The sequence below is a fragment of the Nocardia sp. 2TAF39 genome, assembly GCF_052114905.1.
Lineage (GTDB): Bacteria > Actinomycetota > Actinomycetes > Mycobacteriales > Mycobacteriaceae > Nocardia.
Window position 1 is genome coordinate 1 of record NZ_JBFRFQ010000051.1, and the last position, 13,194, is coordinate 13,194.

A 13,194-nucleotide genomic window follows, 5' to 3' on the forward strand; every position below is an offset into this window, starting at 1 on the left:
CAACCCGGCACGCCGAAGACGATCCAACCCCCGCGTCGTCAAACGCAAAATCCTCAAATGGGCAGCAAAACGCACCCATCACACCCAGCACCCGCAACCGACTCACGACCCGAAACTCACAATCAACGGACCTTAACTGAACGGTATTGCGCCTAAGGCCAGCTCGAGGATTCCCGGACATACTTACACATCAATCGCAACATAAGGCACTCTATGTCACATTCCGTCACTGTGACGCATAAATATGCAGGGGAAATTCGCAGGCGATGCGAGGACGACAGCCCACGAAGGAATCAACACGACACCGCCAAACATCCCCGGAACTACTGGCCACCATCCCTGGGATCACGACACACAGAGTCCATGTCCCACAAGTCGATGTCGCCGATGAACTCGGCCGGTTCTTCCGCCGATAATCAACATTATGTCAAGTAATGGTGACGACGGGCAGCCCCCCGGGGTCGACGACAGAAGCTCGTGCAGGACTTCATGTCTCCGTTTCAGCCTCGTGCGGCACCCCGTGAGCTGTATCAACTCACGGGGTGCCGTGCATGTAAGCGCCCTCTGTGACCATGCCGATCGGCGCCCCGCAGTTCCGGATCAGGAAAGTGTGTCCGCCAGCTCCGCGTGCAAATCGAACAGCGCCGGGATCTGGTCGGCTGGCCGGCGGCCCATGCCGCACTCGGTGGCAATGCCGAAGTCCGCGACGGCGGTGCGGGCGGCTTCGATCCGGCGCACTGCGCCAGCTCGACCGTCGCTGGCGTGCACCAAGCCGAGATAGAGATCGGTTTCGGACGGCAGGTACAGATCGGCGAGGGGTTTGAAGTAGTCGGCGTCGGTGCGCGACCGTGGGACCGGCATGTGGATCCAATCGACGCGCCTGCCCAGCCCGGAAAGGATGCGGGTCGCGACCGAGGCCAGCCGCCCGGTATCGGCGGGTTCAGCGAAGTGGCGGTGGCCGAAGTCGCCGTAGCACAGGTGGTATCCGAGTTCGACCGGTTCGGGCACCGAGGCGCCCAACCGGACCAGCCGCTGCGCGACTTCCTCGAGCTGAGTCGGATAGTCGCCACCGAACCAGGACGGGAACACGCCTTCGAAGATGGCGAACTCCACCGCGGTATCCCATTGCACCGCAAGGTCTTCCGTCGGGATGCCGTCGATGATTCGGGTCAACTCGCTGCGCAGCTGCGCCTCGTACCTCGCCTCCAACTCCCCCTGCGGTCCCGCAACGAACGCCCCGATCACCGCGATCGGCGTCGGCAGGCACACCTGAAATCGCGTGCCCCGCGGGATCACGCCGTCCTCCCGCAGCCGCCGGAAGACCTGCCATGACTCCAGGGCGGCGTCGGCATAGCCCAAGGGGCCGAAGTCGATTGATGCCGCGTCGACGCCCGGTTTGGGTTGCACTCGTTCACTCGGCCCGTATTCCGGGCTCGGCGGCGGAACGGTCTCCAGGTCTGGGTGTGCCTGCATCTTGGGCAGCTGCCACACCACCCAGTTGTCGCGCACTCCCGTCTCACCATCCGGAATGCGCTTCAATCGAGAACCTATCCGCTGTGCTGCTTCCGAGAACACCGCCTGCGCATCCCCCAACGGAACGCTGCCGCACAGATGAACCCCGCGACCGCTACCCACCGTAACCTCCCTACACATCGCCTACCGCTGGTCGAGCCGACCTGGTCGAAACCGGATTGTCGCCACGCACCGTCCCGCACGGTGCAAGACAGGCGACGGTGCGCGGTCGGGTCACAGGCTCGCGATGAGGTCGCGCTACGCGATGCAGCGTAAGCGTGGCCGCGCAAAAAAGTTCCCCACAGTTGGGAAGTAGTCGAGCACTCGCCCCGCCCGCGAGTGCGGCGATGTCGCGGTGGACGAGTTCCAGTCGCAGGCAGGATGCGGAAGGCCTCGTGCGTGCTCAGATCGACTGCGGAGTCCGGGAATTGGGCATGATCGCTGCAGAAGTTTGTCGAGCAAGTCGGCCTTTCCGCTGGTAATCCTTTGGCGATATCAGCGCGTACTTCTGCTCCGGGTTGACGGCCCGGCCTCGCAACGGCACTGCTCCTCTACGGATCTTCGAACTGTTCAACATTCTCCGGTGATCAGTGGTGATTCCGCTACCCGGCGCCGTGCCCCGCCGGGTGGGCACGAATCGACTTGCGCAATAAGGTTTCTCCCTGTCATCGATTCGGCGCGCACCGGAGGTCTCGTCACCATCTGCGACCTGCTCATCCTGATCAACGGACTGCCCGGTTCCGGGAAGTCGACCCTCGCACCGACCTTGGCGCGGGAGCTCGGCGCGCACCTTATCTCGAAGGACATCATCAAGGAAGCGTTGGGTTACGGGCTCGACAAGGCGTCTGTGCTACCGAATCTCGGGGCGATCGCGATGGACGCGGTATGGGCGCTGAGTGCCGCGCTACCAGGCGTCGTAGTGGTCGACTCCTGGTGGTTCAAACCGCGTGATGCACGGTTCGCCGCGAACGGAATCAGCACCTCCGGCGCGACGCGAGCCGTCGAAGTGTGGTGTGCAGTCCCTCCCGATGTCGCACTGGCGCGGTACCGCGGCCGTACCCGCGCCGCCCTGTACCACGATGACGCCCACCTCGCCCACGACTGGAACCGCTGGGCGCGACTCGCCGAACCGATCGCCCTCACCCCCGTCGTCTCCGTCGACACCACCGTGCCGGTGGACTGCGCGGACCTCGCCCGGCAGGTCATGGCGGCAGCGACGGTCGTCATCGATGACGTGCTATAGCGCGAAATCGACTGTCTCCAGCTCGCGGCCTTCCCTGAGCGTCTATGCAGTTCGGTTTGGAACGGGTCCTATTCGAATACGGCCGATTCGAGAGGAGTGTTATACATGCGTATATGCGCAGATGTACGTATCCAGATGCTTTATCTTTGGAGCGGTGCAAGCATCGGCTGCCGCATCCGACACTTCGGACTGCTCAGAGGAACGTCTACATCCAGATCGATGAACGCGACGTCGCCACCTCTCCAACCTCCCATACCGCAGCACCAGTAACACGCAAAGCACGCTGCGGGTTTCCGCGCCACTCCCCCAGCCCCTGACACGAGAGACAACCAAGGGCGCCAGCGTTACTCAGGTCAACAGCCGGGCCGGCGAGTTCACCCACTCGCCTTCGCCGTCGCGCAACGGCATTCGCATGCCCATACGGGGTTGAACTAATGTTCGACCGGTGCTTGGACATTCACATGCGACCAGTGGCGCGTTGGCCTGGTCGGCGGCTGCCGCGGCGCTGCCGGTTACGGTACTGACCTATCCAGCCCTGCAGGATGCCACGGGACATCTCGGCGTCGTCGACCTGCTGCTCGGGGTCTTCCTCACCGCTGGAGCCGCACTGCTCCCCGACGCGGACCATCCCGATGGAACGATTGCGCACGCACTGGGTCCGATCACGCACGCCGCGTGCAAGCTCATCTCCTGGATCTCGGGCGGGCACCGGCACGCCACACACTCCCTGGCATTCGTCGCCGCAGTCGCCTACGGCACGTGGGCAGGCGAGCACTGGCTCGGACGATGGTTCACCCTGGGTCTCGTCTTCTTCCTGCTGGCGTTGGCTGTCCGCGCACTGCACCTATGTCCGTCCGGCAACGGATTCAAGGCGTGGGGACCTATCGTCGTCCTAGCCGCCGCGGGGACCTTCGCGATGGACCATTGGATCGCGGACAAGCCGGTATGGCTGCCATTCGCCGTGGGCCTCGGCGCGCTGGCTCACCTGATCGGCGACTGCCTCACCGACCATGGATGCCGATTGTTTTGGCCCTTCGACATCCGCGTCAGCTTTCCGATCATCGATCGAACCGGCAACAAGGTCGAAATCTGGATTGTGTCACCGCTGTTCACGCTCGGCACCCTGGCTATTCTCTGGTACACGATCACACACCAGCCCTGACACCGTGGCGTCGGCGGACGCGTGCTCTATCGCCGAACGACTCGATGACTGATGAATCCCTCCGGCCGGAGGCCAGGCAATTCCCACGACGCTCCGACGCGTTCCTCGGCGACGATCTTTCGAGTGAAACCCAAGAGTTGCCGCCCCAGCGCTGGCACGACCGAGTGTGCAACCCCCTCGCCTCTTTGCGTTTTTTGGTGACCCTGGACTAGACGTGACCAGGTACGAATGTTGATACATGTTGCAATGCGCATATCTACGTAAGCACATGATAGTCGCCCGCTTACCGAACCCCCGCACCGGGCTTCGCCCACCTCGGGCCACCTAGACCGCAGGAGCCACCCCCTTCCCTAGCACTGTTTCCTACGGAACCCCGCACTCCCCCGGCTACCCTGATTCCATGCTCGCATCGATAATGCGGCCGAAGCGCTGGACTCCTCCGCACGCCCCGGCCCGTGCACGCCAAACCCGCAGCGTCCCACCTCTTCCCGCAGTGAAGCGAGTAGAGCTGCCCGGCAAGGGGCCTGAGGATGTGGTGCTCTCCCCCGAGGGCAGGTTGATCGCTGGTACAGAGAACGGAGCGATCCTCAGCATCGATCCGGCGACCGGCGATGTGCGCGAACTCGCGAACACCGGCGGCCGCCCGCTCGGCCTACACGCAGACACCGACGGCCGTATCCTGATCTGCGATTTCGAGCTAGGGCTTCTGGAATTGGCCCCTGATGGCAAGCTCACCGTACTGGTCGATGAGATCGACGGTGAACGACTCCGGTTCGCCAGCAACGTCGTTCGTGATACCGACGGGACGATCTACTTCTCCTCGTCGTCGAGCCGGTACTCCCTCGACGAGTACATGGGCGACATATTGGAGCATTCCGGGACCGGTCGCCTATTCCGCCGCGACCCTTCGGGCACGGTGGAGACCCTCATCGACGACCTCCAGTTCGCCAACGGCGTCGTTCTCGCACCCGACCGTTCCTGCGTGGTAGTTGCCGAGACGGGGGGCTACCGCGTGACTCGCTACTGGCTGACCGGGTCCGAGGCGGGAACGTGCGATCGCCTGATCGAGAACCTGCCGGGATTCCCGGACAACATGGGCCTCGGCAGCGACGGTCTGCTTTGGATCACTCTTCCCTCGCCTCGAAATACGTTGCTGGATCGCCTTCTTCCACTGCCGGGCATTCTGCGCCGTATCGTATGGACGCTTCCGGAGTGGATACAGCCCAAACCGGCCAAAACGGCCTGGGTAACAGCGGTCGATTTCGAGGGCGAGGTCGTGCACGACCTCCAGGTCGAGGGCACTGACTACTCGATGGTGACCGGTGTGGTGGAGCAGGACGGTGTGCTGTATCTGGGAAGCCTCACCGAGTCGGCAGTGGCTGTGTCGCGGGTGCCCTGAGCCGGCGCCCCTTGCTCAACCACGGGGCGGTCTACGGGGCTACTGTCCTGCCCCAGGACCGAAGCGCAGTCCTCTGTTCCGCCCGATCGGCCGCCGAGTCCCTGCCGAGCTGGACGTAGTCGATTCGCTGCGCATCATCTCCCGTTCGTCATTCAGAGAAGGTCTTCGGGGTCGGCGTCCGCTTCGAGACGGACGTCGGCGGCGAACTGGGATTCCGGGTCGGCGTCGTCGGTATGCGCGGCATACAGCAGCTGGCAGCCACGGATGCCGTCGAGGAGGTCTTCCAGGAGGTCGAGCGCGGGGCGCGCGGGATCGAGGCGGCTGATGCGGAAGCCGGCGAGCATCGCGTCGCGGGTGTCGGCGTCGACGCCGAATTTGTGTGCCTGCGCTTCGATGTCGGCGACCCGCGCGACGAGGCCCCAAGGCGCGGGTACGCGGCCTTCGTGCACCGCCATGGCTTCGGCGATGAGGTCGACGACGACGTCGGTCGGGGTTTCTCCGGCGCAGAGCCGTTCGAGGACCAGGGTGGGGGTCTCGACTTGGAGCGCCTCGATGTCGTCGGCTTCCGCGACGACATCGGTGGTCGACACGCTCGCGGTCTCCCCCGCCACTTCGGCCGCCGCGTAGAGCCAATGGGCGGCGGCGACGGAGGCGGAGGCGGGATCGAGTTCGGTGAACAGTTCGATCGTGCCGAGCGGGTCGGAACGCAGGAGGGCGTCGGCGGCATGAACCTGGGCCGGGGATACATCGGGCCGGGATAGTTCGACTGCTTGGCGTGCGCGGCCGGAGAGGTCGCCGCGTTCGGCGGATTCGATGGCCGCCTGCTCGGTGCGGACCTCGGCGAGCACGGTATCGCGCAGGGTGCCATCGCCGATCTCGTGGAGGGTGCGTCCAACGCAGTGTGCGGATTCGACGACGCCGCTATAGGAGACGAGCAGTCCTTCTTCGGTGGGCAGGTTGGGCGTGCGCAAGGCGGCTTCGACTTCTTTGAAGTTCCTGCGTTCCTCGGCGCGACGCCACGCCTCGCTGTTGGGAACGTCGGGGTCGCCGGCGGCGCTGGCCGGGTGGGTGTAGGTGCGCCACTGGAACCGCGACAGTGTGGTGAGGTTCGACGCCAGATCGGTGGCCTGGTCGGTGGTCACCTGCGGGGGCAGTGTGGCCACGGACTGGGCGAGGTCGCCTCGTCCGGTTGCCCAGGTGGCGACGAGGGCGGTGCGGTCGGCATCGAATGCGTATCGGGTCACCCGGCAAGTCTGCTCGATCTGTGGCGGATGCGCGCGGCCAAGCGGGTCGGCCCCGCGGCGACGTGCGGCGTTTCCCGGGGGCATGCTGAGAAGATGGCGGTATGACTCTCGATCACGGTGATCCCGGCGACGCGCCTTCGGTTCCGCGGCCGCTCGCGCCGCTGCTGAATCCGGCTCGTCCCTCGCCGGCGGAGGAGGCGAGAACCGTTGCGGCGGCGACGAATACCGCGACGCTGGCGAGTCTTGCCGAGGACGGTTCGCCGTGGGCGTCGTTGGTGACCTATGGGTTGTTGGACGGGCAGCCGGTGCTTTGTGTGTCGCGACTGGCCGAGCACGGCCGCAATGTGGCCGGTGATCCGCGGGCGAGTCTGGCGATCGTGGCGCCGGATCCTCCGGCGGACCCGCTCGCAGGTACGAGGATCACACTGTCGGGTGTGGTGGAGCGTCCGGTAAGGGTGGAAGCGGTAGCCGCGCGGGAGGCGCATCTCGCGGCGGTTCCGGCGGCGAGGACGTATATCGACTACAGCGATTTCTCGGTGTGGGTGTTGCGGGTGCGGCGGGTGCGCTGGGTCGGCGGTTACGGGCGGATGGATTCGGCGAGCGCCGAGCACTATGCGGCGGCTGAGCCGGATCCGGTGGCGCCGGTGGCGGCGTCTGCCATCGAGCATCTGAACGACGATCATGCCGACGCGTTGCTCGACATAGCGCGGGCGTTGGGCGGCTATCCCGATTCGACCGAGGCGAGTTGCGAGCGTGCCGACCGCTACGGGTTGGATCTGCGGGTGGTGACGCCACGTGGTGTGGCGCGCACGAGGGTCGGTTATGCGGCGCCGATTGGTTCGATCGGTCAGTTGCGGGAGACGACTGTGGAGTTGGCGCGGCGATCGCGGCGGGCTTGAGTGCACGCGGATCGTGACGGTACTGCGATCGGCGACACGACTGGTTCCACACGGAGCTCAGCAATCTGCCAGTTACGCTACCGCGATGCATACACGCAGACGCCGACGCGGGTGGGCCGCGCTGCCCGCCGCGGCGGCCGTGTTGGTGGTGTCCGGTGTTTCCTCTGCTCAGCCGCCCGGGCATGCGCCGAAGCTGGGTGCGGATTTCCTGTGGGGTGTGTCGGCTTCTGGTTTCCAGTCCGAAGGGCATGCGCCGGACAGCAACTGGAGGCGTTATGTCGCCTCGGGTGAGACGGCGGACCCGTACCACGATTCGGTGGACTTCACCCGCCGGTATATCACCGACATCGGTCTGGCGGAACGGCTGGGGGTGAAGGTCTACCGGGTGGGTATCGAGTGGGCGCGGGTGCAGCCGGCGCCGGATACCTGGGACGAGGCAGCGTTCGGTTTCTATGACAACGTGATCGCCCGGATCGTCGCGGCGGGTATGCGGCCGATGCTGACGTTGGATCATTGGGTGTATCCGGGGTGGGCGTTGGAGCGCGGTGGGTGGCGCAACCAGGGGATGGTCGAGGACTGGTTGGCGAACATGCGCAAGGTGGTGGACCGCTATGCCTCGCGTAATCCGCTGTGGGTGACGTTCAACGAGCCGGCCGCGTATGTCGGGACCGAGTTGCGCACCGGCGGGATCAGCGCCGAGGAGGCGCCGGTGATGCTGGATCGGATCGCGCAGGCGCATAACGAGATCTACGACGTCATCCACCAGTTCCAGCCGGACGCGCAGGTGACCAGCAATCTGGGTTATGTGGCGGGCGCGGAGACGGAGGTCAATCAGCCGATCGTCGATCGGATCGCGGCGAAGTTGGATTTCGTCGGCGTCGATTACTATTTCGCTCGGTTGCCGGAGACCGGGGCGTCGGCGCAGGGCGGCGCCGAGGGGGGTCCGCCGCTCTGGGAGTTGCCGGTGCATCCGGAGGGTATCTACTACGCATTGCGACATTACGCGCGTCAGTTCCCTGATCGGCCGCTGTATGTGGTGGAGAACGGCATCCCGACGGAGAACGGACAGACTCGTCCGGACGGTTACAGCCGTGCCGATCATCTGCGGGACACGGTGTACTGGTTGCAACGCGCGAGGGCCGACGGCATGAACGTGATCGGATACAACTACTGGAGTCTCACCGACAATTACGAGTGGGGCTCCTACGCGCCGCGGTTCGGTCTCTACACGGTCGATGTGCTGACCGATCCTTCGTTGGCTCGCCGCCCGACCGACGCGGTCGACGCGTATGCCCGGCTTATCCGTGCAGGTGGGGTCGATCCGAATTATCTGCCGACCCGCGCCCCGGTTCCCTGCCTACAGATCGACGCGGCGGAAGCGTGCCCGGAGGATGGATCCACTGAGAAGTGAATGGGTTTCGAGCTTGCTTGCGGCTCGCGCGCCGCGACTCCGGTCGAGGCATCCTGGCCGTGCTGGATGGGGCGTTGTCGAGTCGGTCCGCGTGCGGACCGAAGGCACTGACACCGTGGCGGGTGGAGTTCGCGGTAACTCCGGAGGTGCGCCGACGGCCGACCTGGTGAGAGATGTGCGTGGCTGCGGTAGCGTCGACTGAGAGCAACGTGTCGCGTGCACGGGTGGTGCACGGTCCACCCGGAGAGGTGATCATGAGGTCCGACAGCCACCTTCCGCTTGCCATGGATTACCCGGCGGCGTCCTTTTCTGCGTGCTTGCGCAAGTACGCACCGGAGTTGCTGCCTGACAACAGTGTCGGCGGCGTCGGCATCGGCGGTGCGGACATCGCGCCGCATGGGACGACGATCGTGGCGGTCGGTTATCGAGGTGGTGTGCTGCTCGCCGGTGACCGCAGGGGGACCATGGGGCATCTGCTGTCGACCCGCGATATGGAGAAGGTTTTCATCACCGACACCTACTCAGCGGCGGGTTTCGCGGGCACGGTGGGTATGGCGCTGGAGATGATCCAGTTGTTCGCGGTCGAGCTAGAGCATTACGAGAAGATCGAGGGCGCGTCGCTGACGTTCGATGGTAAGGCCAACAAACTGTCGAAGATGGTGCGCGACAACCTCCCGGCCGCCCTGCAGGACATGGCGGTGGTCCCGATCCTGGTCGGCTACGACCTGGACGCCCCCGATCCCGAGAAGGCGGCGCGGATTGTGTCTTTCGACGTGGTGGGGGGCTATCACGAGGAACGGTTCGGCTATACGGCGGTCGGTTCGGGTTCGCTGTTCGCGAAGTCGGCGCTGAAGAAGACCCACCGTCGCGATATCGATGAGCAGGGGGCGTTGCGGAATGCCGTAGAGGCGCTGTTCGACGCGGCCGACGAGGACACGGCCACAGGCGGTCCGGATCTGCTGCGCGATATCTATCCGACCGCGGTGGTGGTCGATGCGGAGGGTGCCGTCGAGGTCGGCAGCGATCGTCTTGCGGAGATCGCCCGTGCGATCATCGACGATCGTGCCGCTGCGGAAGAGACTGCTCGCGGCGTTCGCTCCGCGTGAGGCAATTCAAAGGCTGGTCGATCGACCAGGATTGATGGGTGCCGCGTGCGGGCCGGTTATCCGAGCGCGAATGTGATCGAACTCGCAAAGTTGACATGTTAAGCGTGTCACAGGAATTGCGCTGCGCGCTGAATTGGCGCCGTTGGCACACTTCGCATAGCGAGGGCTCGCAACCGAGGTGAAAGATAAAAGCCAAGATCAGGGACACCGGCGAAAAGTTACCGGCCGGTTGGGTCACAGTGGTCACCCGCGGCCCCGGGACCGGGGGCAACGCATGGGATATCGATCACGCTTGATCCGTTCCTTCTGGGCACTTACCGTAATTTTCATCGATGGTCGATGCCGCCCATTCGAATTCCACCTCACCGAAAGCCACGTCCCCCCAGCCTCTGGGCAATTCCTTCTTTTGATGCTATTGCCTTGGGCGGCTGAAGAATTCACGCGGCACTGTCGAAACTGGAGAAATGGTACAACCAACCCCCTGGCAAGTGAACGATGTGCGATCCCGTCGGAACCAGGATTCCGGCCGCCTGACACCCGGCGTGCCGCCACGCGAGGTGGATCGTGGATCGAATTGGGGCTATCTGTTTGCCGCGGTCGGCAGCGTGGTCACCTTCATCCTGTTGTTCCAGCCGTGGCTTACGGCGTCCGGTTCGGGCGGCCAGGTCACCGCCGACGCCTTCGGCCGGGTGAACGGGGTCACCAGCAATGGCGTCGATGACTCGGCCAGCTACGGCGACTGGGGGGTGTCCAGCTTCGGCAACATGGAAATCACCGGCGTCTGGGGCTTGCTGGCGAGTGGCGCCATGGTGACAACCGTGTTCGCGGTGGTGGCGCACCGGCGGCTGCGCACCGAGGTGCTCTCCATTCTGATCATGGGCTCCAGTGCGGCCGTGGCGCTTCTGGTCCTCATCATCTTGATGTACCTCGACGCCAAGGGCCCCGAACTGCGCAGCCTGACCGTCCAGCAAGAAGGGTTCGGCTCGATAATGGACAGGCTCTTGGGCGCGTCCACGGCTTCGGACGCCGATACGCATCGCATCGCCAGCGCAGGCTTGACTCCCGCGGCGTTGATCGGCGGCTTGACGGCTTGCGCCACCGCGGTCGCCGCGCTCGCTCAGGGCACCCGCCGGTACGCGGCCAACCTGCTGTGGCGTGTCGCCGAACCACAACCGACCTCGCAGACCGCAGCCGTGGTTGACGCACACGCCGAGCAGGCGCCGTCGGAACCGGACGGCGGTCAGACGCTGTGGGAGGAGCTGGTCTTCGATGACGATGTGGTTGCCAACGTCACCTGGGTCCGGAATCCGTTGGCCTCGCCGCTGCACGAGACACCCGACCGCGGGGCCGCCCGCACCCCGATGCTCATCGGCTAGCAGTGTGATGGGTGCCGCCTCCATGTCTGTGGCGGCACCCTCGCGGCGGCCGCGGACCCGCACCGTCCTCATGTGTTCGCCGACCGGATCAGCGCGCGAGTGCTCGTCGCCGCAGCCACCGATGACCGGGTATTCTCCGCCGAACAGCGCGAGCGTGTGCGGGCGGCGATCGCCAGTGCCGGTGTGCGGCACACGATCGAAATCTATTTCGCCGCATATGGATTCGCTGCCACGGACAATCCCACCTACGATTCCGGCTCCGACCGCCGCCACTGGGCCGCTTCGACGGACCTCCATGCTGCCGAGCTGCACGCCTGAGCGTTGATGTAAGCCTCGTGTGTTCGGGATGGCGGGACGGCTCATTCCGGCACCGGCGGTAACTCGAGGTTCTCGCGGAAGGTCGCGCCGACGTAGTCGGTGCCGGCGATGCCCCGGCGGCGCAGTTCGGGCAGGAGCCCGTTGACGACGAAGTCACGGGTGCGGGGATCGGCAAGGCCGCCGAGGGAGATCACGTCGAGAACCCCTGCGTCGTAGCGCTCCGCAACGGCGTCCGCGAGCTGTTCGGGGGTGCCGACCGCCGACCAGTGGCCGGTGTCTTCGGCCGCGAGAATCAACTCTCGCAGTGTCTTTCCCGAGCGCGCGAAATTCGAGAAGATCTCCACGCGGCCACGCCTGCGGTGCACCGATTCCACGTCTGGTAGCAGGCTTTCCGGAATCGGTTTGTCCAGCGGCAGCCCGGACAAGTCGACGCCGCCACCGAGCATGTCCGCCAAGGCGATTCGTCCCGCCTCGAAGTCGGTGGCCTCCTGCTGTTCTCGCGCGAGGCGACGGGCCTCGGCTTCGGAGGCGCCGTAAGTTGCGTGGAGCGAACTCATGATCAGGGGCAGGCCCTCGGCGCGGCCGAGTTCGCTCGCGCGGGCACGGATCCGCTTCGTGTAGGTCACCGCGTCTTCGAGGGTCGGCAGCGAGGTGAACACTACCTCGGCGAACCGGGCGCCCAGCTCGACGCCACCGGCGGACTGTCCGGCCTGGAATTGGACCGGTCTGCGCTGCGGTAAGGGCGGGATGTTCAGCGGCCCGCGTACGGTGAAGTACTCCCCGGCATGGTCGATCGGCTGGACCCGGTCCGCGTCCAGCACTGCGCCGCCATGTCCGTCGGAGGTCAACGCGCCCAGCTGCCAGCTGTCGAACAGGGCGTTGACGACCTCGATCGACTCGGTCGCCCGTGCGTAGCGCTGCTCGGGGCTCGGCAGTTCCTGGTCGCCGTAGTTCTCCTCGCCCACCGACGAGGTCACCGCGTTCCAGGCCGCGCGTCCGTTGCTGATGTGGTCGAGCGTGCCGAACAGTCGCGCGAGGTTGTAAGGGTGATGGAAGGTGGTGGTCACTGTCGCGATCAGCCCGATGTGGGAGGTCACCGCGCTCAGCGCGGACACGAAGATCAGCGGCTCCTGCGCGCCGATCGCGCCCTGCGCGCCGAAGCTCAGCAGGTCGGCGGCGAACAGGGCGTCGAATTTGTTTTCCTCGGCAATCTTCGCGACCTCGATCGAGGACGCCACCGTGGACACGTCGGGATCGATCGCGGCCGCGTACACACTGACCGCACCGCTGACGCCCGTGACGGTCTTCAGCGGTCGGCGGCGCACGCCAGCATTGCCCATGGCGCTGACGCTACCCGCGCCTGCTCCTGCGTCCCCGGGTTGCGATCAGCGTGATCCTTTCCGGCCGAACCGGATCGGGACACCCGCGTCGCCGAGTCCACCCTTCGTCAGAAGTGTCGCGCTTCGCACCAGTGCGGCTGAGAGCGCCGAGGCAGGTGAACGGTGTGAAAGCCTTCGACGCTGT

At 65.3% G+C, this 13,194-nt stretch carries 10 protein-coding genes and 1 pseudogene; 8 read left to right on the forward strand and 3 right to left on the reverse strand.

The window, feature by feature from the left end; genetic code table 11:
• Nucleotides 1-600: 600 nt before the first annotated feature.
• Nucleotides 601-1,539, reverse strand: coding sequence for a hypothetical protein (locus AB4Z47_RS25505; RefSeq protein ID WP_441954296.1), 939 nt, complete (start codon nucleotides 1,537-1,539; stop codon nucleotides 601-603).
• A 556-nt stretch (nucleotides 1,540-2,095) separates the two neighbouring features.
• Between AB4Z47_RS25505 and AB4Z47_RS25510 the strand changes: the two genes are divergently transcribed.
• The 3 genes from AB4Z47_RS25510 to AB4Z47_RS25520 all read left to right on the forward strand — a co-directional run bounded on the left by AB4Z47_RS25510 (nucleotide 2,096) and on the right by AB4Z47_RS25520 (nucleotide 5,316).
• Nucleotides 2,096-2,755: an AAA family ATPase gene (locus AB4Z47_RS25510; protein WP_441954298.1), complete on the forward strand. Its 660-nt coding sequence runs from the start codon at nucleotides 2,096-2,098 to the stop codon at nucleotides 2,753-2,755.
• Nucleotides 2,756-3,200: 445 nt separating this feature from the next.
• Nucleotides 3,201-3,917 carry a metal-dependent hydrolase gene (locus tag AB4Z47_RS25515; RefSeq protein ID WP_441954300.1) on the forward strand — a complete coding sequence of 239 codons (717 nt, stop codon included), beginning with the start codon at nucleotides 3,201-3,203 and terminating at the stop codon, nucleotides 3,915-3,917.
• 400 nt (nucleotides 3,918-4,317) lie between these two features.
• A complete protein-coding gene (locus AB4Z47_RS25520; RefSeq protein ID WP_441954302.1) occupies nucleotides 4,318-5,316 on the forward strand; it encodes an SMP-30/gluconolactonase/LRE family protein in 999 nt (332 codons plus the stop codon).
• A 152-nt stretch (nucleotides 5,317-5,468) separates the two neighbouring features.
• Here the strand turns inward: AB4Z47_RS25520 and AB4Z47_RS25525 are convergent, their stop codons facing one another.
• Nucleotides 5,469-6,560, reverse strand: a complete 1,092-nt coding sequence (locus AB4Z47_RS25525; protein ID WP_441954304.1) for a hypothetical protein — start codon at nucleotides 6,558-6,560, stop codon at nucleotides 5,469-5,471.
• A 101-nt stretch (nucleotides 6,561-6,661) separates the two neighbouring features.
• Between AB4Z47_RS25525 and AB4Z47_RS25530 the strand changes: the two genes are divergently transcribed.
• From AB4Z47_RS25530 to AB4Z47_RS25550, 5 genes and pseudogenes are all read left to right on the forward strand, one after another.
• A complete protein-coding gene (locus AB4Z47_RS25530) occupies nucleotides 6,662-7,459 on the forward strand; it encodes a HugZ family pyridoxamine 5'-phosphate oxidase (protein WP_441954306.1) in 798 nt (265 codons plus the stop codon).
• Nucleotides 7,460-7,544: 85 nt separating this feature from the next.
• A complete protein-coding gene (locus AB4Z47_RS25535; protein ID WP_441954308.1) occupies nucleotides 7,545-8,870 on the forward strand; it encodes a family 1 glycosylhydrolase in 1,326 nt (441 codons plus the stop codon).
• Between the two features lie 254 nt (nucleotides 8,871-9,124).
• The gene (gene prcB, locus AB4Z47_RS25540; RefSeq protein ID WP_441954310.1) at nucleotides 9,125-9,976 is read left to right on the forward strand and encodes a proteasome subunit beta; all 852 of its coding nucleotides are present in this window, start codon (nucleotides 9,125-9,127) and stop codon (nucleotides 9,974-9,976) included.
• 497 nt (nucleotides 9,977-10,473) lie between these two features.
• Nucleotides 10,474-11,352, forward strand: a complete 879-nt coding sequence (locus AB4Z47_RS25545) for a hypothetical protein (protein WP_441954312.1) — start codon at nucleotides 10,474-10,476, stop codon at nucleotides 11,350-11,352.
• Between the two features lie 66 nt (nucleotides 11,353-11,418).
• Nucleotides 11,419-11,670: pseudogene (locus AB4Z47_RS25550) on the forward strand (dienelactone hydrolase family protein); the annotation flags it as partial.
• A 41-nt stretch (nucleotides 11,671-11,711) separates the two neighbouring features.
• Here AB4Z47_RS25550 and AB4Z47_RS25555 read toward each other — a convergent pair.
• Nucleotides 11,712-13,010: an NtaA/DmoA family FMN-dependent monooxygenase gene (locus AB4Z47_RS25555; RefSeq protein WP_441954314.1), complete on the reverse strand. Its 1,299-nt coding sequence runs from the start codon at nucleotides 13,008-13,010 to the stop codon at nucleotides 11,712-11,714.
• Nucleotides 13,011-13,194: the final 184 nt, after the last annotated feature.

Coding starts and splice junctions, on each gene's coding strand:
- AB4Z47_RS25535 (WP_441954308.1), top strand. CDS start 7,545: ATGCATACACGCAGACGCCGACGCGGGTGGGCCGCGCTGCCCGCCGCG.
- AB4Z47_RS25555 (WP_441954314.1), bottom strand. CDS start 13,010: ATGGGCAATGCTGGCGTGCGCCGCCGACCGCTGAAGACCGTCACGGGC.
- AB4Z47_RS25530 (WP_441954306.1), top strand. CDS start 6,662: ATGACTCTCGATCACGGTGATCCCGGCGACGCGCCTTCGGTTCCGCGG.
- AB4Z47_RS25520 (WP_441954302.1), top strand. CDS start 4,318: ATGCTCGCATCGATAATGCGGCCGAAGCGCTGGACTCCTCCGCACGCC.
- prcB (WP_441954310.1), top strand. CDS start 9,125: ATGAGGTCCGACAGCCACCTTCCGCTTGCCATGGATTACCCGGCGGCG.